The 22,364-nt window shown below is 71.9% G+C and carries 25 protein-coding genes and 3 pseudogenes; 11 read left to right on the top strand and 17 right to left on the bottom strand.

Annotated features, from left to right (window positions below; genetic code table 11):
• Window positions 1-11: 11 nt before the first annotated feature.
• From ACIP67_RS42125 to ACIP67_RS42105, 5 genes and pseudogenes are all read right to left on the bottom strand, one after another.
• Window positions 12-1,751: a prenyltransferase/squalene oxidase repeat-containing protein gene (locus ACIP67_RS42125; protein ID WP_401699744.1), complete on the bottom strand. Its 1,740-nt coding sequence runs from the start codon at window positions 1,749-1,751 to the stop codon at window positions 12-14.
• Window positions 1,748-3,073 carry a phenylacetate--CoA ligase family protein gene (locus tag ACIP67_RS42120; protein ID WP_401699741.1) on the bottom strand — a complete coding sequence of 442 codons (1,326 nt, stop codon included), beginning with the start codon at window positions 3,071-3,073 and terminating at the stop codon, window positions 1,748-1,750. Before ACIP67_RS42120 ends, ACIP67_RS42125 begins: the two co-directional genes overlap by 4 nt.
• On the bottom strand, window positions 3,070-4,464 hold the full coding sequence (locus ACIP67_RS42115; protein WP_401699739.1) for an aldehyde dehydrogenase family protein: 1,395 nt from the start codon (window positions 4,462-4,464) through the stop codon (window positions 3,070-3,072). Before ACIP67_RS42115 ends, ACIP67_RS42120 begins: the two co-directional genes overlap by 4 nt.
• A 17-nt stretch (window positions 4,465-4,481) precedes the next feature.
• Window positions 4,482-5,606, bottom strand: a complete 1,125-nt coding sequence (locus ACIP67_RS42110; RefSeq protein WP_401699737.1) for a 3-deoxy-7-phosphoheptulonate synthase — start codon at window positions 5,604-5,606, stop codon at window positions 4,482-4,484.
• A 259-nt stretch (window positions 5,607-5,865) separates the two neighbouring features.
• Window positions 5,866-6,107: pseudogene (locus ACIP67_RS42105) on the bottom strand (regulator); the annotation flags it as partial.
• A 351-nt stretch (window positions 6,108-6,458) separates the two neighbouring features.
• On the opposite strand from ACIP67_RS42105, the gene ACIP67_RS42100 reads away from it, so the two are divergent.
• The 7 genes and pseudogenes from ACIP67_RS42100 (at window position 6,459) to ACIP67_RS42070 (ending at window position 12,034) form a co-directional block, all read left to right on the top strand.
• Window positions 6,459-6,908 carry a hypothetical protein gene (locus ACIP67_RS42100; protein ID WP_401699735.1) on the top strand — a complete coding sequence of 150 codons (450 nt, stop codon included), beginning with the start codon at window positions 6,459-6,461 and terminating at the stop codon, window positions 6,906-6,908.
• 67 nt (window positions 6,909-6,975) lie between these two features.
• Window positions 6,976-7,122, top strand: a pseudogene (locus tag ACIP67_RS42095) (hypothetical protein); the annotation flags it as partial.
• A 40-nt stretch (window positions 7,123-7,162) separates the two neighbouring features.
• Window positions 7,163-7,567 carry an alpha-L-rhamnosidase C-terminal domain-containing protein gene (locus ACIP67_RS42090; protein WP_401699733.1) on the top strand — a complete coding sequence of 135 codons (405 nt, stop codon included), beginning with the start codon at window positions 7,163-7,165 and terminating at the stop codon, window positions 7,565-7,567.
• A 163-nt stretch (window positions 7,568-7,730) separates the two neighbouring features.
• Window positions 7,731-7,850: a DUF6233 domain-containing protein gene (locus tag ACIP67_RS42085; RefSeq protein ID WP_401699730.1), complete on the top strand. Its 120-nt coding sequence runs from the start codon at window positions 7,731-7,733 to the stop codon at window positions 7,848-7,850.
• 827 nt (window positions 7,851-8,677) lie between these two features.
• Complete coding sequence (locus ACIP67_RS42080) at window positions 8,678-9,919, top strand: hypothetical protein (RefSeq protein ID WP_401699727.1); 1,242 nt, start codon at window positions 8,678-8,680, stop codon at window positions 9,917-9,919.
• Window positions 9,920-10,086: 167 nt separating this feature from the next.
• On the top strand, window positions 10,087-11,385 hold the full coding sequence (locus tag ACIP67_RS42075) for a sensor histidine kinase (protein ID WP_401699725.1): 1,299 nt from the start codon (window positions 10,087-10,089) through the stop codon (window positions 11,383-11,385).
• A gap of 4 nt (window positions 11,386-11,389) precedes the next feature.
• On the top strand, window positions 11,390-12,034 hold the full coding sequence (locus ACIP67_RS42070) for a response regulator (protein ID WP_401699722.1): 645 nt from the start codon (window positions 11,390-11,392) through the stop codon (window positions 12,032-12,034).
• Window positions 12,035-12,137: 103 nt separating this feature from the next.
• On the opposite strand, the gene ACIP67_RS42065 is transcribed toward ACIP67_RS42070, so the two are convergent.
• On the bottom strand, window positions 12,138-12,527 hold the full coding sequence (locus tag ACIP67_RS42065; RefSeq protein WP_401699776.1) for a relaxase domain-containing protein: 390 nt from the start codon (window positions 12,525-12,527) through the stop codon (window positions 12,138-12,140).
• A gap of 498 nt (window positions 12,528-13,025) precedes the next feature.
• Here ACIP67_RS42065 and ACIP67_RS42060 point away from each other — a divergent pair, with 498 nt between their 5' ends.
• Window positions 13,026-13,172: a hypothetical protein gene (locus ACIP67_RS42060; RefSeq protein ID WP_401699720.1), complete on the top strand. Its 147-nt coding sequence runs from the start codon at window positions 13,026-13,028 to the stop codon at window positions 13,170-13,172.
• A 277-nt stretch (window positions 13,173-13,449) separates the two neighbouring features.
• Here ACIP67_RS42060 and ACIP67_RS42055 read toward each other — a convergent pair whose 3' ends face one another.
• The 5 genes from ACIP67_RS42055 to ACIP67_RS42035 form a co-directional block, all read right to left on the bottom strand.
• Complete coding sequence (locus tag ACIP67_RS42055; protein WP_401699718.1) at window positions 13,450-13,680, bottom strand: DUF6283 family protein; 231 nt, start codon at window positions 13,678-13,680, stop codon at window positions 13,450-13,452.
• A gap of 120 nt (window positions 13,681-13,800) precedes the next feature.
• The gene (locus ACIP67_RS42050) at window positions 13,801-14,001 is read right to left on the bottom strand and encodes a hypothetical protein (protein ID WP_401699715.1); all 201 of its coding nucleotides are present in this window, start codon (window positions 13,999-14,001) and stop codon (window positions 13,801-13,803) included.
• A 49-nt stretch (window positions 14,002-14,050) separates the two neighbouring features.
• Window positions 14,051-14,629: a hypothetical protein gene (locus tag ACIP67_RS42045; protein WP_401699713.1), complete on the bottom strand. Its 579-nt coding sequence runs from the start codon at window positions 14,627-14,629 to the stop codon at window positions 14,051-14,053.
• Entirely contained in the window at window positions 14,626-14,856 is a 231-nt protein-coding gene (locus ACIP67_RS42040) for a hypothetical protein (protein WP_401699710.1), read from the bottom strand. The genes ACIP67_RS42045 and ACIP67_RS42040 overlap by 4 nt, the downstream gene beginning before the upstream one ends.
• 52 nt (window positions 14,857-14,908) lie before the next feature.
• A complete protein-coding gene (locus tag ACIP67_RS42035; RefSeq protein WP_401699708.1) occupies window positions 14,909-15,766 on the bottom strand; it encodes an alpha/beta fold hydrolase in 858 nt (285 codons plus the stop codon).
• A 100-nt stretch (window positions 15,767-15,866) separates the two neighbouring features.
• On the opposite strand from ACIP67_RS42035, the gene ACIP67_RS42030 reads away from it, so the two are divergent.
• On the top strand, window positions 15,867-16,277 hold the full coding sequence (locus tag ACIP67_RS42030) for a winged helix-turn-helix transcriptional regulator (protein ID WP_401699706.1): 411 nt from the start codon (window positions 15,867-15,869) through the stop codon (window positions 16,275-16,277).
• A 1,182-nt stretch (window positions 16,278-17,459) separates the two neighbouring features.
• Here the strand turns inward: ACIP67_RS42030 and ACIP67_RS42025 are convergent.
• Window positions 17,460-18,386: a LysR family transcriptional regulator gene (locus ACIP67_RS42025; protein WP_401699704.1), complete on the bottom strand. Its 927-nt coding sequence runs from the start codon at window positions 18,384-18,386 to the stop codon at window positions 17,460-17,462.
• A gap of 156 nt (window positions 18,387-18,542) precedes the next feature.
• Between ACIP67_RS42025 and ACIP67_RS42020 the strand changes: the two genes are divergently transcribed.
• The gene (locus ACIP67_RS42020; RefSeq protein WP_401699702.1) at window positions 18,543-19,286 is read left to right on the top strand and encodes an SDR family oxidoreductase; all 744 of its coding nucleotides are present in this window, start codon (window positions 18,543-18,545) and stop codon (window positions 19,284-19,286) included.
• A gap of 57 nt (window positions 19,287-19,343) precedes the next feature.
• Here the strand turns inward: ACIP67_RS42020 and ACIP67_RS42015 are convergent, their stop codons facing one another.
• The 4 genes from ACIP67_RS42015 to ACIP67_RS42000 all read right to left on the bottom strand — a co-directional run bounded on the left by ACIP67_RS42015 (window position 19,344) and on the right by ACIP67_RS42000 (window position 21,363).
• Window positions 19,344-19,502, bottom strand: a complete 159-nt coding sequence (locus tag ACIP67_RS42015; RefSeq protein ID WP_401699700.1) for a hypothetical protein — start codon at window positions 19,500-19,502, stop codon at window positions 19,344-19,346.
• 227 nt (window positions 19,503-19,729) lie between these two features.
• Entirely contained in the window at window positions 19,730-20,572 is an 843-nt protein-coding gene (locus ACIP67_RS42010) for a phosphotransferase family protein (RefSeq protein ID WP_401699698.1), read from the bottom strand.
• A gap of 235 nt (window positions 20,573-20,807) precedes the next feature.
• Entirely contained in the window at window positions 20,808-21,230 is a 423-nt protein-coding gene (locus ACIP67_RS42005; protein ID WP_401699697.1) for a DUF6262 family protein, read from the bottom strand.
• The gene (locus ACIP67_RS42000; protein WP_401699695.1) at window positions 21,220-21,363 is read right to left on the bottom strand and encodes a hypothetical protein; all 144 of its coding nucleotides are present in this window, start codon (window positions 21,361-21,363) and stop codon (window positions 21,220-21,222) included. Before ACIP67_RS42000 ends, ACIP67_RS42005 begins: the two co-directional genes overlap by 11 nt.
• A 177-nt stretch (window positions 21,364-21,540) precedes the next feature.
• Here ACIP67_RS42000 and ACIP67_RS41995 point away from each other — a divergent pair.
• Window positions 21,541-21,682, top strand: a pseudogene (locus ACIP67_RS41995) (ATP-binding protein); the annotation flags it as partial.
• A gap of 10 nt (window positions 21,683-21,692) precedes the next feature.
• Here ACIP67_RS41995 and ACIP67_RS41990 read toward each other — a convergent pair.
• Window positions 21,693-22,094 carry a hypothetical protein gene (locus tag ACIP67_RS41990; protein ID WP_401699694.1) on the bottom strand — a complete coding sequence of 134 codons (402 nt, stop codon included), beginning with the start codon at window positions 22,092-22,094 and terminating at the stop codon, window positions 21,693-21,695.
• Between the last annotated feature and the right edge of the window lie 270 nt (window positions 22,095-22,364).

Below are 22,364 nucleotides of genomic sequence, written 5' to 3'. Positions count from 1 at the left end.
GCGGCCCCCTCTCAGGACAGGGCCAGCGGCGGGAGCGCGTGCCGCCCGGACGACAGCCGCAGCTCCAGGCGGTTTCCCAGGCAGTCGGCGAGCGGGCCGCCGCTCGTGGCCATCAGGGGGGTCCAGGCGAACCGGTGGCCCGCCGTGCGTACGCTGTCCAGGAAGCGGGCCAGGTGCCCGGGGTCCCAGGCGATCCCGAACGCGTCCGCCGCCAGCGTGGCCTCGTAGGTGCTCAGCAGGTCGGGGACGCGGTGGTTGTCGTTGCCGTACCCGCCGCCGCGCACCCGGTGCCGGGCCAGGGCCTCCTCGACGGGGGCGCGGTCGGCCCCGGCGGTGAGCCGCAGGGCCCGCAGCGCCTGGAGGGTGGCGCGCAGCGTGGGCTTGCCGCCGGGCACGTCGGCGTACTGGCCGGGTGCCCGCTCACAGCTCGACAGGTACCCGGCGATCCCGCGCCGGGCGGCGGCGTCGGTGCTGCCGGTGACGGCGAGGATCTCGGCGGCCGCGCAGGTCGACACGGTGTCGGAGGCGCGGCCCTCCCAGTAGCCGAAGCCGCCGTCGGGGTTCTGGATGGCGCCGGTGAGCCAGCGGGCGATCCCGGCTCGGGCGGCGGTGTCGTCGGCGAAGGCGCCCGCCGCCAGGGCCCAGAGGGTGCAGCGCACTTCGCTGCCCCGGCCGGGCATGTACATCACGCCCTGCTCGTTGGGCAGCACGCAGCTCTCCGTCCAGCGCAGGGCGGTCCGCGCCGCGTCGTCCGCGAGCCCCCCGGAGAGCAGGTGGGCGGAGGTGGTGAGCACGTCGGAGGCCAGCTCGGGGGGGCGGTAGGTGAAGCCGCCCTGAGCCGTCCGGAACGACAGCACGGCGGCGACCACGTGGCCGGCGAGGCCCGTCAGGTCGGCGCCGAGTTCCCGCAGCGCGCCCACGCCGCAGAACGCGGCCCATACGTCGGGGACGGGGTAGCCGGGCCAGCGGGTGAAGGAGCCGCCGGGCCGCAGCCGGGCCGTGATCCAGGCGACGCACCCGACGGGCTCCCGGGGGCTTTCCCCGAGTCGGTTCAGGGCACTGACGGCCCGGAAGGTCGCCCACAGGCACTCCGTGGCGTCCCCGGCCTGGAAGGTGAAGCCGCCGCCCGGGCCCTGCCGGTCCCGCAGCCACCGCACGAGCCGGTCGCGGTCCCAGGGCAGCGGGCCCCGGCCGCCGGTGGCGGTGTGCCAGGCGGTCACGGCGTAGTAGCAGGCCCGGGCGTCGGAGGTGCCGTCCTTGGCGTGGGCGGGGCTCCACGCCAGTCCCCCGTCCGCGGTCTGGAGCGCCCCGAGCCAGTCGGTCAGCTCCGCGGGCGGGCGTTCGCCGTGGATCTCGACGAGGACGCGGACGGCGTAGTAGGTGGCCCACACGTCCGCCGTCTGACCGGGCGTCATGGCGTAGCCGCCGTCCGGGTGGGCGGCCGAGCGCATCCAGTCGCCGCTGGAGGCGCGGGCGGTGGCCCGGGCGTCGGCGGGCAGGTCGGCCAGGGCCTGGGTGCAGTAGTAGGTGGCCCAGGCGTCGGAGTTCATGCCGGCCGACCACGCGTAGCCGCCGTCGGCGTTCTGCCGGGAGGCGAGGAAGGCGGCCACCTCGCCGGGGCGGGGCAGGTCGGCGGTGCGGCCGAGCCAGGACAGGGTGCGCACCGCCGCGTAGGTGCACCACAGGTCGGACTCGCCCGTCACGACTCCGGAGGAGCCGCGCAGCACGTCGTATGTGTGATGGGACGTCATACCGGCGCTCCCTCCCCCACGACCCGGAAGTTGGAGCGCTTCCAGCTCTTCTGGGAGCCGCCGCTCTTCGTCGTCACCGGCAGCCGGTTGACGAAGCGGACCTCGTCCCAGCGAAAGCCCAGGCGTCGGCTGGTGAGCTGCTGGACGAGGGCGTCGCGCCCGGCCTCGGCGTCCCGGTCGGTGCCCGGTTCGCGCTCCAGCAGCAGCCGGGCCCAGCTCCCGTCCTCGACGGTCTCGATCAGGTAGCCCATGACGCCGCTGTCCGCGTACACCACGCCCTCGAGGTCGCGGGTGCGCACCCGGCTGCCCTTGATCCGGGTGCCGTCGCTGTCCCGGCCGTGCACGGTCACCACCGGGGCGTCGTCGCCGCAGGGGCAGTCGCCGGTCAGGGAGACCTCGTCGCCCATGTCGAGGCGGAGCAGGGGGCGGGCGTCGTTGTTCAGGGGGGTGACGACCAGCCTGCCGTCGCGGCCGGCCTCGGCGGGCCGGACGGTGTCGCCGTCGGCGATCTCGAAGTAGTTGGCGCCGCGCAGCAGGTGCAGCCGGTCCTCGGCGCAGCAGACGGCCAGCGTGCCGCTCTCGGTGCTGCCGTAACTGGCGTCGTAGACGCGGGCGTTCCACCAGCGGCTGGTCATCGCGCGCAGCTCGGGGGTGCTCACCTCGCCGAGCAGCATGAGCAGGTCCACGTTGGCGGACAGCTTCGGCAACAGTCCGCGCCGCTTGAGCACCTGGGTGAGTTCCAGCAGCACGCCGGGCGCCACGAACAGCGTCGTGGGCCGGAACACTTCCCACAGCCCGATGATGCGGTCCCAGTCGGAGATGCCGGTGGTGTAGGGGTAGGCCTTGGCGTGCGGGACCTCGAGGAACTCGCAGACCCCGACCATCAGGTCGGCCACCGGCACGATGTCCGAGGGCAGCAGGATCAGCGCCCGGTGGCCGTGGTCCGCCAGCATCGGGCGCCACGCCTCGGCGACGGACACGGTGTTGGCGATCATGTCCCGGGCGGTGCGGGGCGTGGGCGTGGGCATCCCGGTGGTCCCCGTGGTCTGGTAGTACTTCAGGCCCGCGTCGACCGGTACCCGCAGATAGGCGAGGGGGCTGGCCTTGAGCGCGTCCTTGGACGTGGTGGGCAGGTCCCGGAAGGCGGCCGCCGAGTACGGGCCGAGGGCGGCGTGGGCGGGCGTCTGCCGGGCGCGCTCCCAGATCTCGGTCAGCTTGGCGGCGTAGTGGGCGTCGGCGGCGCCGGGGTCGCGGCGGGGGGCGGTCACCTCCCGCTGGATCCGCTCCATGAAGTCGAGGCCGCTCCTGGAATGTATCTTCACGTGTCGCTCCTCTTCTCGTCGGCGTGGGCCAGGCCCTTGGCGCGCATCAGGAACTCCCCGAGGAACCCGTCGTGCGGTACGTCGGGGTGGGTCCAGGAGGTCGGTCGGCCCCGGTAGACGTTGGAGACCGAGGGGAGGTCGAGGGCCCGGTCGAGCAGGGCCGGGTCGGCGGTGTGCAGGGAGAGCACCAGGGAGTCGTCGAGGCTGTCGGTGGCGGCGCGGTCGAAGGGCGCCACCCACACGCAGGGGAACGGCAGCTCCAGGCCCAGCAGGGGGTGGCGGGCGGCGGGCAGTTCGACGACCGCGGGCGTCACGGCCGACAGGGTACCCGGCCCGCCGAGCGGGTGCGCCCGGGGCGCCAGGCGGACCGTCGCGCCCGCGTCCGCCGCCCGGTCCAGGACCGCCGCCACCAGGCGTTCGGCCTGCTCCAGCGGCAGGCAGGGCAGGACCGCGGCGTCGTCCTCGGGCGGCGCGGGCCGTACGTCGGCGAGCGCGGCCGCCAGCGCCCCCGCGAACTCCGTGACCTCCCGTTCGACCAGTACGCCCGTGGTGGCGGTGCACGCGGTGCCCGCGTGGTACAGGGCGCCGGTGCGGGCAAGTTCGAGTCCGGTGGTGCGGTCGGCGTCGGATGCGACGACCAGCTTGGAGCGGCCGGGGCCCTGGGTGCGTACGTCGGCGCGGTCGCGGTACCGGTCTACGACGGCCTGGCCGCCGTAGACCACGGCGCGGTCGGCACGGTCGGCGAGCAGGTCCGCCGTGGTGTGCTCGCACGGCACCAGGACGAGCCGGTCCTCGGGCAGGCCCGCCCGGCGCAGGGCCAGCACCAGCCGCCGGGGGGTGAGCGGATCGCGCTGGGAGGGGCGGACGGCGACCCGGTAGCCCAGCGCGAGCGCCTCGGGCCACAGGGCGTGCACGCCGGGGCTGTTGCCCGCCGCCTGGACGGCGAGGACGTCACCGGCGCGGCACCAGGCGGCACCGGCGGACGGCGCGTGGGCGGCGGGGACGCCGGGCGGGGAGCAGCCCGTGGGGCGTGCCGCGTCCGGCGCCCGACCCGCGTCGCGCAGGGTCATCGTGATCAGCCGGTCGCACTCCCGCACGACCGTGACGGGGGTGCCGGTCAGCCTGGCCACGCGCTGTTCGTGGGCGGCGAGGTCGTCGCCGAGGACGTCCTGGTACTCGAAGACGTCGGCGGCCTTGGCGAGCACGGCGGCCGTCTCCGCGACGGGTGGCGGGGTGCTGCCGCGCAGCCGGTCGATCCAGTCGGTGGCGACCAGGCCCGGTACCAGAGCCAGTTCGAGCGCGGGGGTGCCCGAGGCGTCGGTCACCGTGGTGCGCTTCCTGGTGCGGTAGGGACCGGACGGTCCCAGTGCGGGGATGTCCAGCACGCTCACTTCTGCTCTCCCTCCGGTCAGCGGGCCGGGGCCGGCGCGGTGCGGCGGCGGCTGCGGACGGCGGCGGCGAGGTCGGCCAGGATGTCGACGGTGGCGTCCCAGCCCATGCAGGCGTCGGTGACACTCTGCCCGAACACCGGTACGCCGGCGCCGAGTTCCTGGCGGCCGGGGACGAGGAAGCCCTCCAGCATCACGCCGCGCACGTCTGTGTCACCGGCCGCGACCTCGGCGCCTATCTCGCGGGCGACCTGGGCCTGCCGTACGTGGTCCTTGCCGCTGTTGCCGTGGCTGGCGTCGATGACGAGGCCGGTCGGCAGCCCGGCGGCGGCCAGCAGGGCCACCGCTGCGCGCACGTCGCCGGGGCGGTAGTTGGGCCGGCCCGCGCCGCCGCGCAGCACCACGTGGCAGTCCGGGTTGCCGCTGGTGCGCAGCGTGCCGGGACGGCCGTTCCGGTCCAGGCCGAGGTAGGCGTGGGGCACGGCCGCGCAGCGCACGGCGTCGACGGCGACGCCCACGGAGCCGGTGCTGCCGTTCTTCATGCCGACGGGCATGGGCAGGCCGCTGGCCAGTTGCCGGTGGACCTGGCTCTCCACCGTGCGGGCGCCGATGGCTCCCCAGGAGATCAGGTCGGCCAGGTAGGCCGGGACGGCCGGGCTGAGCCACTCGGTGGCGATGGGCAGCCCCTGCTCGGCGACGGCCAGCATCAGGGACCGGGCGGTGCGCAGCCCCCGGTCGAGGTCGTGGCTGCCGTCCAGGGCGGGATCGGGGAGCAGCCCGGTCCAGCCGACCGTGGTGCGGGGCTTCTCGACGTACACCCGCATGACGACGGCGAGGTCGTCGGCGAGCCGGTCGGCCTGGGCGCGCAGTGCGGTGGCGTAGGCGAGCCCGGCGTCGACGTCGTGGATCGAGCAGGGGCCGACCACCACGAGCAGGCGGTCGTCCTCTTTGCGCAGGACGCGGCGGGTGAGGGCGCGGCCGGCGTGCACCGACCGGGCGGCGGCCGGGGTGAGCGGCAGCGCGCGCAGGAGTCCGGCGGGGGTGCACGTGGCGTACGACCGGTGGCGGCCGCCTATGCCGTCGGGCGGGACGTGCTCGGTGCGTGCGTCGGGTCGTCGCTCGGTCGGCAGGTGCAAACTCTGCATCGTTCCTCAATCCGTTCCGGTCGGCGCGGCGGAGTGCGCCGACGACAATCGTGCGGGCGGCCCTCGCACGCCCCGGGCAGTTCCGCGCGGACGGCCGCCGGCCGGGAGACGGGGGCCCCGGCGCGGGGCGGCGTCCGTCGGGCACGTGCCTCACGCTGCCGCAGGGGCGGGTGCGGCCGCCAGCGATGCCGGGTGCAGCAAGCTGTCCTGCACCTAGCTGCACGCCCCACAGGAACGGGGAACGGTGCGGGCGGTACCGTCAGTTCAGCGCCGCGACCTTCTCCCGGTAGCCCCGGACGGGGGCGGAGTCCTCGGCTCCAGCCTGCGTTCGACGTCGCGGACGTGCTCCATCGCGCGGACCGACCGCATCTGCGCCGCCTGCGCGGCCGCCGTGGCGCCCAGGTGGCGAGCCTGTTCGAGTTCGCCGAGGCGGAGGCGGGCGGTGGCCGGCACGACCCGGCAGAACAGGCGGCCGCGGGCCTGGGCGGGGGCGCGCAGGCTTCGGCCAGGCGGTGGATGCGCACGTCGCGCCGACCGGTGCGCACCCGGTGGACCCGACCATCGCGTAGCACGCACCCGGACGGCGGTGGTGCGCACCATGCGCATCGGATGCGCACCACCGCCGGACAGGTCCACCGCACCGTGCGCACCGTGCACCGCACCGCACCGCTCATCGCGCTTCGCCCCACCGCACCTCACCAGGTGCACGCGGCGGGGCGAACCCTCCATCACACACCCCCATGACCGCGACCTGATCGGCGGCCGGGACGTACTGCGTCAAGGAGAAACCTGCCAGGTGGCACACCTGGTCAAGGAGGGAACGCGCTCGTCCTGCTCAAAGGGGGATGGTCGGTGCGCGCACCGGTGCGGTGCGCGGAACTGGATGAACTCGAAGAGAAGCTGGCCAAGCAGCTGGCGGAGGTGCGGGCAGAACGAGACGAACTTGCTGCCGCCGAACAGGTTTTTGATCGGGTGAGCGAACAGATCGCTGATGAGCGCGCCTCGGCCTCGTCGGTGCCCGCGCAGGTGGGTGGGCGGGCGGTCATGCTGATCCCGCACCGCACCTCCGATGTGGAGGAGAACGTGCTTCCGCCGGACTACCAGCGCTTTCTCGCCGCCGTGCGACAGGCCGCTGGACCGGTCATGGCTCGGCAGGTCGGCGAGAGGCTGGGAGCGGACGTCACCATCCGATCCAAGCTGGAACCGCTGCGCGGAAAGCTGGTCAGACTCGACGACCGCGGCTGGCTGCGGAAGCCACCCGACGGCCGGTTCACCCACCCGCCTGCGACCGGCTGCCGCTGATCACGTACTTCGCTCCATCCGACAGATCGTTGCCAGCGGATGGGGAGCTGCTCGGCTGGCCAACTACGTGCGCGCTCTGGCCTTCGACCTCGTCCCGGCCGCCCTGCGGGAGCCAGCCGCGGCTCATCTCGTCGAACTGATCAAAGCAGCGGACTTCCACCTCGGCACCGGATTCCTCACCACCGGGCTCCTGCTGCCCACGCTCGCCGACCACGGTCACGCCGATGTCGCCCACCGGCTGCTCATGTCCACCGGTGTCCCGTCCTGGGCTCGAGATGGTCGACCGGGGCGCCACCACCGTGTGGGAACGCTGGGACGGCCTCGACGAGCAGGGCGTCGCGCAGATGTCGCTCAACCACTACAGCAAAGGCGCGGTCATCTCGTTCCTGCACACCCGCGTCGCCGGCCTGCGGATCCTGGATCCGGGCTACCGCCGATTCCTGGTACAGCCGATGCCCGGCCCCGACCTGACCTGGGCCCGCGCCGAGCATGAAACCCCCTACGGCCCGGCCCGCGTCGCCTGGATCCGCACCGGCCACCGGATCGATGTCGAAACCGACATACCACCCGGCACCACCGCCGTGCTACGGCTCCCCGACGGCACGGAAACCGAACTCGCACCGGGAACCCACCGCCACCAAGGAAGAACGGCATCATGAGGACCGCACGCCGTCCGGTCGTGCTCGCCTACGGCCGGACCGGCGGCGAAGCACCCTTCCGCGACATCAGCGGCGAAGCGGTCGGCTGACCGCATAAGAAGCCGGCCGGACATCCGGCCGGCTTCGACCCCACCCCGTCCAGGTCCACAAGAGTCACTGCCACATGGCGGGCAAGCGGCCCCGCGGCAGCGGCCGGCAGGAAGCACTGCGGCCGCTCGCCGAAGGCGTACCGGCGGGCAGCCACTGCCGGCCGGATGCGGAGCTCGGCTTCCTGGACGGGTGAGTCAGGCGCCGTGCCGACGTCTTCTTCGCCGCCTCCTTCCTTGGCTCCTGCATCTCGTGCACCTCGGCGTCCTCGCCCGGGACGCCCGCGCCTTCTCCACGGACTCCGCCAGGGCCGCCATCAGGCCGAGGACCTTGCCCGGCTTCCCCGGCCCGGGCGCCTCCGACATGGGCCTGTCCCCCGCCTCTGGCCTCGATGACCTGCGCGATCGCTGCGGTGCACTCGTCGCGGAACTCGGCGTCGTCCAGGTCGTCGCGGCTCATCATCTCCATCAGTGCGAGCGCGCCCTCGATCTCCGCTTCGGGGACGTCCACCGGTTCAGGCAGCAGCTCGGACGGGTCATGGATCTCGTCCGGCCAGGCGCTCAGCGTGCCGGCCCCGGCTGTGCGCTCCTTCGAGGCTTCGGCACTTCGAAGATCAGCCGGTGGCCGTTCATCTATGCGGGCGCCATCCCGGTGCCGGAGCAAACCCCCGGATCAGGTCGGACCCGCACACCGCTTCCCTGGACGCAACCGTGCCGGGGAGCGTCCCTCCTGCGGGAGCAGACCCCCGGCCCGTGTTGTGGTGGCACCGCCGTAGTCGCCTCCTGTCGTAAGAGGTGACCGCTCACGGGCGCAGCCCCCGGTGCCATTCTCCTGTGACGCACCGTTGTCAGGCGTGAAATGCCCGCGAGAGGTGCCGTGTTGGGCCCGTAAGGCCGTCGTCCGCCCGGACGGAAGAACCTGGCCGATCGGACTGGAAGCATGGCCGGTTGGTCGACGCGGAGCCGGAGAACGCGGGCTAGCGTCCTTCTCGGCAGGTGACACCACGGAGAGGAAGGCAGCCCGATGGATCAGCGAACGTCCGACCGCGGCGCCGGCGTGACCGCCGAGTTCGAGAGGGACGTCGTCAAGCTCTTGCTGGAGGCGATGCGCGCCGTGGACAAGCAGGAACGCGAGGACGTCGGTACGGAAAGCGTGCTGTATGCGCTCGTGTCGGGTGGCTCGGCCGCGGGTTCCGCGATCGCATCCGGGATGAGGGCCTCCGGCTCGCTCGGCGGTTCGATCGGGTGCCGGGGAACATCCGTGTGGGTCAGTGAGGACGCGGGTGACGGCACGGCGGGAAGCCCGGACGACGAGCGGGAGATCGACGCCTTCTGGCGGGAGGTCCGGCTGGAGGAGGCCAAGAGGCTGCGCTGGACGAATCGGAAGCAGAAGGAAAAGCAGGGGCAGGGGCAGGGGCAGGGGGAGGAAAGCCTTGAACTCGCGCCGATGACCGGTGCGTTGCGGACCTGTCTGCGCAAGGCTCTGGAGGCCGCACGGGAGGAGGGCGCCGTCTCCGTGCGCGTCCGGCATGTGGCGCGTGCACTGGTCGGGCTGCCCGATACGCGTGCCCGCGAGGCCATGGTGCTGGAGAGGGTGGACGTCCCGGCTGCCTCGACGGCGCTCGACGCGTTGCGGGGGAGCGACGAAGTACCGGAGCCCGACTCGGTGTTGGTCCTGCGCAAGGCGGGGACGTTCGGGAAGAGCGGGAATCCGCTGACCCGGAAGTTCACCGCCTGGATATTCGGGGGCGGCGCCGGGTTCGGTTCTGCAGTCGTGGGTGCGGTGCGCACGGAGGCATCACGGGGGGCGGTGCGGCGCGGGGCGTCGCAGACGGAACCGGTCGATGTGCTGCTGGGTGTCCTGGCGCTGGACCGGTCGTTGACCGTCGCGGGGCGTGAACTGCCCGAGAAGCTGACGGGAGCGAACCAGGGGGCCGCACTGCTGCGCCGGCACGGCGTACGGCAGGATGCTGTCACCCGGGTGCTGCTTCCCGCTACCGGGGTCGCGGAGGAGGAGCCCCAGGAGGTCCGCGGCCACGCCGACTTCGAACAGCGGCTCCTGCACGTCACCCAGTTCACCGCCTCCGCCCAGGGCTCGCCCACGGTCGGCACGACCCACCTGCTGGCCGCGCTGCTGGACAAGGGGACGGACGCGGAGTCCGCGGCGGAGATCGAGCGTGTGCTGACCGAGAGCGGGGCGGACGTCGCCGGGCTGCGGGCGGAGCCAGAGCTCCGGGTCCCGGGCGGAGCGGCACAGGCGTCCTGACGCATCCGCAGCCGCAGTGGTCCGCCAACGCGCACGACGAGAGCAGCCGTCGAGAACGGTGCCCACAGGGAGAGAACACGAGTCCGGCAGTGCGACCGTGCAGACGGGCGCGCCGCGAGGCCGCCGCGATCCGGGCGGCGGTGCGCGCCGCGCCCCGGCGGACGGTCGTGACCGAGTCCGTACTCGCCGGCCTGGTCCTGCTGTGCTCGCTGGCGCCGGTTCCGCTGATTCCACCGGCCCACCCGGTGGCGGTGGCCCTCCTGGGGGCGTGGGCGGCACTGCTCGTGCCCGCGCGGCGGATGTACCCGGCGCTCACGGTGCTGGGCTGCGTGCCGGTGATCGCCGGGAACAACGTGTGGGCGATGGTGGTGGTGCCGTGCGTCGTGTGGTCCGCCGTGCGCCGCATCACCCCCGTACGGCGCGCCTGGGCAGTTGTCGGGGCGAACAGTGCCGGCGCCGTGCTCATGTCGATCGCCGCCCAATCCCTCAGCGGACTCCCGACGATGCCGTACCTGGTCGCCGGCGCCGGCGTGGCTGCGCTGTTCATCCTGCTGCCCGCGCTGTCCGGCATGGTGACGGGGCGTCGCCGCCCGCTGACGGGGCTGCTGCGGGAACGCAACGCCTATCTCGAACAGACCCGCTTCCTCACTGACGAGGCGGCCCGTACGGAGGAACGGGCGCGCATCGCCGCCGAGATGCACGATCTGCTCGGCCACCGCATCAGCCTCATCTCGATGCACGCCGGAGCCCTCCAGCTCGCCGCCGAACGACAGGCGCCCCCGCTGGCCTCCCAGGCCGAACTTCTGCACACCACCGCCAAAACGGCCATGGACGAGCTGCGCGGCATCCTCGGTGTCCTGCGTCACCAGTTCGGCGAGGACAGCGGTGAGCGGGGGACCCGCGAAGATCTCTCTGCTCTGGTCGCGGATTCCCGGAACGCGGGGGCCGACGCCACCCTGCACTGGAATGCGGCCGGGCCGACGAACGCGGACGCCCGCACCCGGCAGGCCGTCCACCGTGTGACCCGCGAAGGACTCACCAACGCGCTGAAGCACGCGTCCGGCGCACCGGTCCGTGTGACGTTCCAGGACGAAGGGGACACGGTGGTGGTCGCCGTCATCAACGATGCCCCGCCGGTGCCCTGTCCGCCCGGGGACGGGAACCGCAGCGGACTCGTCGGCCTCCAGGAGAGGATCAGCCTGCTCGGGGGCGCCCTCCACGCCGGACCGCGCCCGGAGGGCGGCTTCGCCCTCTCCGCCCGTATACCCGTCCGGCCCGACACGCCGCCCGTGTACGCCACTTCGCCCGCCGGGCCGGTGTCCGGCGGGGCAGGCTCCCGGCCCCCGCTGTCCACGGAGGTCCTCACGTGGCCCCGCCTCCTGGGAGGCGGCTGCGCGGCTCTGCTGGTGCTGCTGCCGACGATCGGCGGCACCATCGCCCTGCTGATCATGGCGGTTCTACACTGAACCGATGATCCGAGTCCTGATCGCCGACGACGAAGCTCTGATGCGCGCCGGGGTCCGCCTGATCCTGGAGAACGACGACGAAGTCCGCATCGTGGCCGAGGCACAGAACGCCCGTGAGGCCGTCGAAGCCTGCCGCGCCCACCGTGTCGACGTCGCCCTCCTCGACATCCGCATGCCCGGGGACGGCATCACCGCCGTCGCCGAGATCGCCCGGCACTCGCCCCGCACCCGAGCGGTGATGCTGACGGCCTTCGGCGAGGAAACGACCGTCACCAGCGCCCTGCGCGCCGGAGCCCACGGCTACCTCCTCAAGGACACCGGCCCCCGCGACCTCATCGACGCCGTACGCCGCGCCGCAGCCGGAGAACCCGTCCTCGCCCCGCAGGTCACCCGCCAACTCGTCGACTTCAGGACCCGGTCGGGCCACAGCAGCGACGTCGCATCACGTCGGATCGCGGACCTGACACCGGCTGAACGGGACGTCCTCCGGCTGCTGGGCACCGGCCTCTCCAACGCCGAGATCGCCGCACAGCTCCACGTGAGCTCCGGCACGGTCAAGGCCCACATCAGCAGCATCCTCACCCGCACCGACTGCACCAACCGGGTCCAGGCGGCGGTGCTGGCGCAGGAGGCGGGGCTGCTCGGCTGACGTCCGGCAGGCCGCACAGTCGCACACCCGTCCGCCACGAGAGTCGCCCGGAACGCTCCCGGACATGGCTGGCCGCCCCGGGGGGCATAGATCGAGACCGGCATCAGCACTGCGACGGGTGAACGATCAGACGAGAGTTCGCCTCATCGCGCTGCCCTTCGGGCCGGACGAAGGCCACGGTCCATGAGAAAGGGACACGCGACATGCGCGCCTGCACGAGCCCCACTCGCCGTCGGAGCACTGGGCTTCGACGGACAGAAGGAGGCGGGTCGTGCAGGAGGTGGTCGTACAGGAGCGGCATCCCGGAGCGCGCCTCGTGGCGGCGGAATCGCGCGGCGACCAGACCGTGCACCGGGCAGACCTTGCAGACGCCCTGGACGCCGACACGGACGATCACGGCCTCGTCCTCGATCCAGGCGAGCACGGCGGCGATGGCCCGCTCGTGCGCGACCTCGACCGCCCGCCGGGTCTCCTCATCCCCGAGCGCCCGCAGGACGGTGGGCGGGCCGCGGGCAGAAGGCCAGGGCGAAGCCGGTGACTTTCACCCGCCGCCCGAGCGCCCCGGCCCGGCGCACGGCCGCGGGCTCCTTCCCGGCGGCGAGCCGACCGGCCTCGATCCGGTCGGCGTGCGGGTGCCCTCCCTCGCCGAAGAGGCTGCCCAGCTGCGCCTCGGTGACGGCATCGCCCGCGCCAGGCCGGGGACGGCAAGGCCCCGGCCCGTCCATCGCCCGGCCGGAACCCCGGCCTCTTCCTGCGCCTGGACCAGGGGCGTGCGGGCCGGCCGGCGGCCGTCACCGACGACGACCTGGCGCAGGAGTAGCGGTACATCCGCCCGGCGGTGATCAGCCCGACATCCATCATGGAAGCCACGCCACACGGCCCTGACCTCCAATAAAAGGCCGACCGGCTGGACGTCCCGCCACGCGGGAGCAGCAGCCGAACCTTCTTCTCAGGCACTCGCCCGGGGGGAGCGGCTCCGGCCGGCGAGCCAGTGTCACGCTCTCAAGCACGGCCCATCACACCCCACCGGCTACCGGCTACCAGCTACCAGCTACCAGCTACCAGCTACGGCTACGGCTACGGCTACGGCTACGGCTACGGCTACGGCTACGGCTACGGCTCACGTTCCCCTACCTGACTGGCAGCGGCGCCCCGCCGGTCCCAGCACCGCGGCGGCATCGCAACCACCGTGCCTCACCTCGGGTCCGTCGGCATGGAGGGCCACTCTGCTTCTTCACGCCGCTGCGCCGCGTCGGCCGCGACGCCGCCCATGTCTTGTCCCGGCTCAGCGGGAGAAGGCCGGAGCCGGCCGGCGCCGTGCCGTCGGCAGGGTGCCCGTGCAGGGCCGGGTGGTCCGGGTGGTCCGGGTGGTCCGGGTCGACGCCGGTGGCGATGGCCGTCTCGGCGTAGGAGTCTTACAGCTCCGCGCCGTCGCCGTCGGGAAGTTCGGGGCGGGCGAGCCGGCCGGTGGCCAGGAGGTGCTGGATCTCCTCGTTGCCGTCGGCGCCGCGCAGCACCCATCCCGCACACGCCTGCGGGCGTGATGGGGTTGAGGAGCGGCAGCCGAAGAGGCGGGTGGAGCCGGGCCGGCTGGTGTGCGCGCTCACCTCGAATGCTGTGGCGGGTAAACCGGCCGTGCGGGGCATCGCGCCGCCAGGGGTACGGCTCCACGCCTGCGCACGGCCGCCGCGGCACGGCCGGCCCGCCGTCGTACGCCACGGTGGTCACGCCCCACACGTCGTCGGCGGGCCGCTGCGCCGGCACCGTCACCGGGCGCCGTCCGACGCGTGGGCGGTCAGGCAGGACGTGCACCAGCGCTCGCCGGGGCACCCGGTCAGGTCCCGGGGGACGTCGCGGATGCCGCCGGGAGCGCCCACGCCGGGGCCGTCCTCGCAGCTGATGCAGTGGGTGTCGCAGTCGCCGTCGCACGAGTCCGGGTCGGCCGGGACGTGCCAGACGGTTTCCACGGGGCCCAGGCCCCGTCCGGGCGGGTGCGTTCGGCGGTCGCCAGCATGGTCATCCTTCCTCGTGGGCGGTCCGCGGGCGCCGGCCGGAAGCTTCGGCCGTGTCCGGCGTGCCGGCGGCGAGCGCGTCCGGCGGCAGGCCGCCGCGCAGGACGTCGAGGTTCGGCCCGGTGAGCAGGTCACGGCCGAAGGTGATCACCGCATGGCCGCCGCGGCCCTGGGCACGGCGGAAGGCGTCGGTGAGCGGCAGTCCCCGGTAGGCCAGGACCCGGCCGTCGGGGACGGCCGGGTCGGCCGCACGGCCCTCCGGTATCAGGCACCAGGCGTGCTCGAAGGCGCCGATGACCGGGTCGGCGGCGGCGAGGGCGTATCCCCCGCAATACGTCCAGCCCTCATCGTCGGCCCACTCGTGTGCGCCGGCGAAGCAGTCCCCGGCCCGCTGCGGATGGGCCTGCGCTGCGGCGGGCCAGAGTGCGGGGGCGTAGTCGCGGCCGTGGGCGAGGACCAGATCGGCGAAGGCCGGATGGGTGAAGGAGCGGTCGAGGGCCAGCGCGCGCAGCTGCTCCAGCCTGGCGCGCAGGCGGCCGGCTGCGGTGTCGGGCCCGGCGGCCGGACGGTGAGGGGCGCTCACGCGGTGCCCCGCTCGCAGGCGTTGAGCAAGGCGGCCTCCCGGGTGCACACCGCCACGACCGGGCCGGTCAGCCATCCGGCCCGCCAGGACTCGGTGAGTCCCGTATCGAGGAGGTCGGCGCGGGTGGCCAGCACCCGCGTCTCCCCCGCCAGGCAGCCCGCCCCGGCAACGTCCGGGGTGATGACGCTCAGCGTCCCCGCCTGATCCGGCGGTCCTGGACCACTCACCGCTGGGACGAACGCCCGAACCGCCGACCGTGATCCTTCGGCCCCGCTTCAGTCACTTCGGCAGATCGGCGGAGAGGAAGGGAGCAAGGAGTGCGAACAGTGCGTCGGGGCGGTCGAGGGGGATGATGTGGCCGCAGTCTTGGAGATGGTGTCCCACCAGGTCAACGGCGACGGGACGGAGCTGGCGCTCGAGCCCGGTGCCGACGGGGTGAGAGCCGACGGCCATGGTGGGCATGGTCAGCCGAGCCGTCGCGACGGCGTCCTGGATCTGCTGCGCGCTGGTGGGCAGGGCCCGGTAGTAGGAGAACGCGCAGCGCAGGGCCTCGCTCCCGGTGTACGCGTGGACGAAGGCCGCACGGATGTCGTCGGGTACTCCTCGCCCGAGCGTCCCCGAGTCGAGGAACCAGTTGATGTACGGGGCCTCGTTGCCGGCCAGGACGGTCTCGGCGAGGCCGGGGACGGCGTGGAAGCCGAACCACCACGGGGCACCGCCCGCGACGACGTGCTCTGCTCCGGGCAGGCGGCCGAGCAGTGCCTCCATCACGACCAGGCGCCGGACGAGGCGGGGTCTGCGCAGCGCGAGGAGGACGGCGGGGGCGGTGCCCGCGTCGATGCCGACCACCGCTGCCGAGGGCTCGCCGAGTGCGTCGAGCAGCCCTTCGGCGTCGGCGGCGAGGGTGCCGGCGTCGTAACCCTCGACGGCGCGTGCACTGGCACCGAAGCCTCGAAGGTCCGGGGCGATGACCCGGTACTGCCCGGCCAGTCGGCCCATGATGCCGCTCCAGAGTTGCCAGGTGTGCGGGAAGCCGTGCAGCAGGAGAACCGCAGGTCCGTCCCCGGCGATCGCGACATTGAGTTGGACGCCGTTCGTCGTGATGCGGCGCAGGTGGTGTGTGGTGGTGACGGGCATGACGGCCCCTCCGGACGATTACCATTGGTGACCACAAAACGATAGGTAACTGTCCGGCTGCTTCCTAGACGGCACTTTCAGGGAAGGTGGTGAGCCACAGGTGACCACCCCAGGAGCCCGGGCCACCGGTCGCGGGGTACGCGGCGATCTGTTCGATCCCCGTTGCGCGACGCGGCAGTTGCTGGACCGCATCGGTACGAAGTGGACGTCCATGGCCGTCAAGACGCTCGCCGATGCCGCACCGGACGAGGTGCGCTTCGCGGAGCTGAGACGCCGGATGCCCGGCGTCTCGCAGAAGATGCTGTCCGTGACGCTGCGAAGCCTGACCCGCGACGGGCTGGTGTCGCGCCGGGTCGAACCGACCGTGCCGCCGCGCGTCTTCTACCGGCTCACCGGACTCGGGCTGTCCCTGGAAGCCGTGCTTGCGGGCCTGCGGACCTGGGCGGAGGAACACATGGCCGAGATCGACCGCGCCAACGAAGCCGCCGGCCAAGAGGCCGATGAGGGGTAGGCAGGCCCGTTCCGCGCTCACTCCCGGTGACTGTCGCACTCGACGCAGGCGGCGTCACCGCCCTGACAGCGCTCAACGTGCACCACGTCGCCTACCGGCGTGCAGGTGGCTCCGACGAGCCAAAAGGGCCTGCTGATGGGACGTCGCCACCCGGCCCGACCAGCAGGACACGGCCACCCTGCCGGCTACCGCCAGCACACCGCGGAGCAGACCGCGACCACTCTCCGCCTGGCTGCCGATGACGGTGCCTTCGAGCGGCCTGATCCATGCGCCCGGGGCGGAACGGACGTGGGCGGCGTCGGGCCCGGGCCGCCTCGGCCGGATGACACATCACATCGCAGCCGCCTCCGGGGACCAAGGCGTTCCCGAGCCTCCGCAACAGCCGACCGCATGCCGGGGCGTGCACAGGGAGAGCGCAATGCTGTACGCCGAGGCGCTGCTGAACGGAACAAGGCTGGCCTCCAGCGCACCACACCGGTTCCCGACGCCTTGGAGCCCCGCAGGCCTCCCACGCCTGACCGTGCGCACGTCATTGTCACCGCCGGCCTCGGGGCTGTTGCCGCAGGCCCGGCCATCGCGGCAGTGCCGGAACTGCTTCCCGTGCCGGCCCTCGCCGTGACGGTGTCCGCGGTGCCGATCTCCCTGCCAGGGGCGTGACTTGCCCCGCGGGGTGGGCCGCGCCGACCACGAACGCACAGCAGTCGGTAGCCATGAGACCTTCCTCCGGCGGAGCTGCTCACTAGCACCCTGACCAGGATCTTTCCGGCAGGAGCCCGCACATACCGGGCTCCTGCCGGACGATCTGGACACTTTGGGCCCGCTCCTGGACACGTTGACGCCCCAGCCCCCCAAGTCCCCCAGCCTCCCGGTCCCCCGCAGCCCTCCTGGCCCTCCCAGCATCCCAGCCCTCCCGGCCTCCTGGCCTCCTGGCCGGGAACGTTGTCACGGAAGCGCCCCCGCAGAACGGCGACTTATCAGGTCATGCTGCGGATGCTGAAGGCCGAGACCGGCACCGGCTCCTGTCGCCTCGCCACCACCCGCGTACGGGCCGAAGCGCCGTTCACGGCCAGCTGATCCCGCCCATGGCCGGCCGGGTGAAGTGCCCTGGTGGCCGTACGCCCGCCGGCCCATGTTCGTCAGACGCCCCAGAGGCTTCTGCCCTGCCCTTGCCGCCCGGACGCGTCAGGCTTCGCGGACGAGGAGGTTCTTCGCGGATTCACGGAAGCGGGCGACGAGCGGGTTGGCGTCTGCGAAGCGAGTGGCGACGACCACCTGGCAGGGTTCGATTCCCTCGACGGGGACGGCGGCGAGATCGTTACGCAGGGTGCAGCGCCGGTCGTCGGCCGGCACGAGGGCGATGGCCCTGCCGTCGGCGACGACTTCGAGCTTGTCCTCGAAGGTGTCGACGAGCAGGGGACCGAGTGGGGCCGGGCGGCCGTCGGGGCGGGGATCCAGCCGCCAGAAACCGGTCCACAGCGCAGCCATACCGGCACAGGCCACGAGGGGTTCGTCGGCGAAGTCGTCCGGGATGACCGACTCCTTGCCGGCGAGGCGGTGGAACACGGGCACGAGGAGAGCCCGGGGTTCGTCGTACAGGACGGTCACGTCCAGGCCGTCGCTCGGGATCGGGAGCGGCGTGCGGACCACGAGCGCGTCGACCCGGCCCTCGGGCAGGGACCGGGCCTCGTCCCAGTCCAGGTGCAGGGTGCGGACGTGGGCATCGGGGTGACGGCGGCGCAGGTCCCGCACCGCGGGGGTGATGACGAGGTCCTCGACATATCCGACGGTGACCGTACGCGGCGGCGCGGCGGCACGTGCGGTGAGCACCGCCTGGCGAGCCGTGTGCAGCAGCGTCTGCGCCTGCGGGAGGAAAGCCGCGCCGGCCGCGGTGAGCCTGCTGCCCTGGGGCGTGCGCTCCAGCAGGCGCACGCCGAGGCCGTCCTCCAGCCGCTGGATCTGGCGGCTCAGCGAGGGCTGGGCGACATGCAGTGCCGCGGCCGCACGAGCGAAATTCAGATGCTCGGCGACGACCGTGAAATACCGCACCAGTCGCAGATCGAGGTCAGGGACAGGACAGGGCGCCGTGGAGAGCGGGGCTTCGTCGGGCATACCAGCACCCTACCTGTCATGCAGTTCCTGCATGACAGGGTGCAGAACGGGTCTTGGACGCCGCGTCCGGACGGCTGTTGACTCGATGTCGTCCGGCCGACGCCGACCGGCCGGACGAATTCCAGTAGCCGTTCCCGTAGATGGAGTGGATCCGACATGGGCAAGTACGAAGGCAGGAACGTGGTGATCACCGGAGGCAGCAGCGGTTTCGGACTGGCCACCGCACAGTTGCTCGTGGACGAAGGGGCACGCGTGCTGATCACCGGGCGTAACCAGGCCGCCCTGGACAGCGCCCGCGACCGGCTCGGCGAGAGGGCGGTCGCGGTCCGCAGCGACGCCGCACAGCTGCCCGACATCGACGCGCTGGCCGATCGGGTGAAGGCCGAGTTCGGCACGGCCGACGCCCTGTTCGCCAACGCCGGCGTCAACGGCTTCGCGCCGTTCGAGGCGACCAGCGAAGAGCTCTTCGACCAGCTGCTGGCCATCAACGCCAAGGGCCCCTACTTCACGGTCCAGAAACTCGCTCCGCTGCTCGCGGAAGGCAGCGGTGTGGTACTCACCACATCCGTGGCGAACGTGCTGGGACTCCCGATGCTCAGCGCGTACGCGGCCGGGAAGGCAGCCGTGCGCTCGATGACCCGCAGCCTGGCCCGGGAACTGCTCCCCCGCAGGATCCGCGTCAACGCGGTCAGCCCCGGCCCGATCGACTCCGGGATCCTGGAGAAGTCGATGCCCAAGGAAGCAGCCGAACAGGCCAAGGCGCAGATGGCCGCCGACAACCCCATGCTGCGCATGGGCACCCCCACCGAAGTCGCCAGGGCGGTGGTATACCTCGCCTTCGACGCCACCTACACCACCGGCGCCGAACTCACCGTGGACGGCGGCGGCTCCCAGCTCTGACACCCAGCGCCGGGAAGATGGTGCCTTATCCGGATGGCATCGCCGGTGGCACGCCCGTCAGTCCTCGCTGCCGTCCTGCAGTCGGTGGAGTTCAGCGAACAGGCTGCCGGGCCGGGCCAGCAGCTCGCGGTAGCTGCCCGACTCGACGATGCGGCCGTCGGCCATCACGACGATGCGGTCGGCAACGCGCGCGTTGGCGAGCCGGTGCGTGATCACCAGTGCGGTCCGCCCGGCCGCCAGCTCGCGGAACTGGTCGAAGACCTGACGTTCGGCGCGGGCGTCGAGAGTTATCCATAGCTGTCAAGTGTCGGTCCGAGTCGGACGGCATGGTTGCCTCAAGGCACGTAAGGCACGTTCTGAGCCGAGTTCGACCGCTGCACCGTGCCGGGATGCCGCACACGGCGCAGCGGATCGGAGGGAATCAGCAGCCCTCTGTCCCGAGTTCAGCCCAGCCCGCAGCGATCGAGTGCAGCACGAACATGGTTGAGCCCCGCCACTCTCCAGTGGTCCCGGTCAGGCATCTGGTCGTCTTGGCGCCAGCGCCAAGCCGAGAACATCGCCCAGTTCAGGGCGCGGCACTGGTGAATCAGGCCGTGGTCAGCCCCCGCATAATGCTTCGCTACTTCTTCGGGCGCATGGGCGAGATCGAACTCGATCGGCCCGCGGCAGCACGTAGCGAGGTCTACGAAGAGCGGCCCTCTCCGCGTGTTGAGGAGGTTGCCCGGATGCGGCTCACCGTGCAACAGCTGCTCTCTGGCATTCTCGGTGCTGATCGCGGCGCTCAGTCCACTGAGCGTGCCGCTGAGGAGTTCCCGGTCAGACTCGGGCAGCTCGGGGGACTTCGCCCGGTCGTTCACCTCTGCGAGTGCCACGGCGACTCGATCGGTGAAATGCGGTGCGTCCAGATCGATCTGGCGCAGGGCGGCATGGTGCCGCAGGAACGCGTCTGCGTACTCGGCCGGGGCGATCTCTGATTGCGCAGGTTCGTAGTAGGTCCAGAGCGAGATGGCGAAGGCATCACGTAAAAAGACTCGCGGTTCCACCCGGGGATCGAGCTCGGCCACCGGAGCGTCGACGTCGGCGAGACGGCGAGCAACCGCTACCTCGAACTCGGAATCAGCCAGATGCCCCATAGGTGCAACCCGAGCCAGAACATCGCAAGGGACCAGGCGCAGCGCGACGCGATCCGAGTTGTGGATGACGACCACGTCGTCAACCTGAAGACCCAGCTCAGAAGCGGTCGCCCGTCCCGCCTCAACTGCGCGGCAGAGTTCCACTGGTTCCATACCGTCCTCCTTCGTTGTTGAGTACGTATACAATTCTGGGGACGACAGTGACGCCCCGATTATTGTCGCCATGTCCTGCCGGACAGGTCCTATGTGTTTTCGGTTCGGATCATGCTCCTGAGGCTTGCTCTGGCAGCGACGAGGTCGTCGTTGGTTTCGGCGAGTCTCCGTTCGAGTTCTTGCTTTTCGTGTTGGAGCTGGGTGAGCTGGCTGTTCAGTTCCTGGTTTTGGGTGGTCAGTTCACCGATTCTTTTTGTGAGGTCGGTGGCTTGTAGCTGGTCGAGTTGTCGGCCGAGCTGGCTTGCAGGGCCTCCTTGAGGTCTCCGACTTGGCCGCGGAGTCGTTGGTTGTCGGCGCGTAGAACTTCCAGGTCGGTCCGTGTACTCCTGGCGCCGCTCGCTGAGCGGGGTTCGTCGCTTGTGGTTGCGGTGCGGGCCTGCTGGGCGCGGGCAGACTCGATGTGCTCGCGGACACCGGGGGCGTAGACGAGCCATGTCGAGACGCCGGCGGCCTTCGCGACCGTGGTGAAGGTGACCGGCTCTCCGCGGGTGAGGAGGTTATCCAGGGTGTGCAGGACCCGAGCGCGTTTGTCGCGGCTGTTTTGCGGCGGGCCTCTCGCAGCACCTGGCTGGGAGTTCGTGGACTTGTCACGAGGCACCCTGGTCGCGGTTGATGACGGTGAGCGGGAGCAGGGTGTGGCCGTCGGCGGCGCGGGCTTTGCGTAGGATCCGTGCGGCTTCCTCGATCTCGGTCTGCTGGTCGGTGGGGAGTTCCGCGAGCTGTTTGTGCATCTTCTCGGCGACTTCGGTACCGAGCTGTGGCAGGCCGCCGACGAGGCCCGCCTATGGGACTCCAAGGTCGGCGGGGGCAACCGGAAGACCAGCTCTGTCCTCCAATGCCTCCGCCTGCGGCGCGGCCCCGCTGCTCTCGGGCACCTACACGGAGTGCATCGGCAAGGAGCTGTTCACCAGGTGTTCGGCGATGAGGTCCTGGCCACCGCGATCCCTCGACCGGCTACTCCACCACTGCGAAGTGACCTCCATCAACGGCCCCAGCTATCGGCTGAAGAACCGCCTCCAGGCCATCGAGCGAGAGAACGACGTGGCCTGACCGGCTGCGATCAGGACACCGGGTCCTCGCCCGGCGGGATGAAGGCGTCGGCGCCATCGGCATCCTCGACATGCCCCTGAGCATCGACCGTGATGGCCGTCGCCCGCCCCTGCGACGTGAGTAGCCAGGCCAGTACCTGTTCCGTCAGCGGCGTTCCCCCTGGGCCCTCGTCCTTCCAGTGCACCCGCCACCTTCCGCCAGGCACTGCGGCCACGACCTGGTCAGCTCGCTCCAGGTGGGAGAAGTCCTCGTAGTCCGTCACCGGACGCAGGGCACCACGCTCGGGATCGACGACCAGGGCCGTTCCGGACGTTTGGTCCCAGCCCTCCACACGCACCATGCGGCCGATCTCGGTGTCGGTGCCATTGAAGATCGCGGTCCAGCCGGTCTGATTGAAATAGCGAAGAGACACCGCTCCATCATCTCGAACCACGACGCCCGCGCTTCACAGGTCTCCTTGCTCTGCACGTTCATCCGTACGCGGCTCTGCACATAGGCGGCCCTGGCAAGATTTCTGTGAAGCTGGGTGTGCCACCGTGCGCCGGTGACGCTCCATCACGGGTAGCGACACTGTCAACGAGTGTGACGACCTCGTAGGAATCATGAATCCGCATCTTGATGCGGTGCGGGTGGAACGGGTGTGGGTGGCGGGCGGCGTGGTCCGCATCGCGGCCTGCACCCG

The sequence above is a fragment of the Streptomyces sp. NPDC088812 genome, assembly GCF_044750285.1.
Classification (GTDB): domain Bacteria; phylum Actinomycetota; class Actinomycetes; order Streptomycetales; family Streptomycetaceae; genus Streptomyces.
The sequence above is the reverse complement of the archived record's forward strand: the minus strand, read 5'-3'. Positions and strand labels throughout refer to the sequence as shown.

Bases quoted from the DNA above. Each gene is read 5' to 3' on its own strand.
- ACIP67_RS42055 (WP_401699718.1), bottom strand. From the start codon at position 13,680: ATGCCCCGCACGGCCGGTTTACCCGCCACAGCATTCGAGGTGAGCGCG.
- ACIP67_RS42020 (WP_401699702.1), top strand. From the start codon at position 18,543: ATGGGCAAGTACGAAGGCAGGAACGTGGTGATCACCGGAGGCAGCAGC.
- ACIP67_RS42085 (WP_401699730.1), top strand. From the start codon at position 7,731: ATGGCGGGCAAGCGGCCCCGCGGCAGCGGCCGGCAGGAAGCACTGCGG.
- ACIP67_RS42010 (WP_401699698.1), bottom strand. From the start codon at position 20,572: ATGGAACCAGTGGAACTCTGCCGCGCAGTTGAGGCGGGACGGGCGACC.
- ACIP67_RS42000 (WP_401699695.1), bottom strand. From the start codon at position 21,363: ATGCACAAACAGCTCGCGGAACTCCCCACCGACCAGCAGACCGAGATC.
- ACIP67_RS42035 (WP_401699708.1), bottom strand. From the start codon at position 15,766: ATGCCCGTCACCACCACACACCACCTGCGCCGCATCACGACGAACGGC.
- ACIP67_RS42110 (WP_401699737.1), bottom strand. From the start codon at position 5,606: ATGCAGAGTTTGCACCTGCCGACCGAGCGACGACCCGACGCACGCACC.
- ACIP67_RS42070 (WP_401699722.1), top strand. From the start codon at position 11,390: ATGATCCGAGTCCTGATCGCCGACGACGAAGCTCTGATGCGCGCCGGG.
- ACIP67_RS42080 (WP_401699727.1), top strand. From the start codon at position 8,678: ATGGATCAGCGAACGTCCGACCGCGGCGCCGGCGTGACCGCCGAGTTC.
- ACIP67_RS42125 (WP_401699744.1), bottom strand. From the start codon at position 1,751: ATGACGTCCCATCACACATACGACGTGCTGCGCGGCTCCTCCGGAGTC.
- ACIP67_RS42025 (WP_401699704.1), bottom strand. From the start codon at position 18,386: ATGCCCGACGAAGCCCCGCTCTCCACGGCGCCCTGTCCTGTCCCTGAC.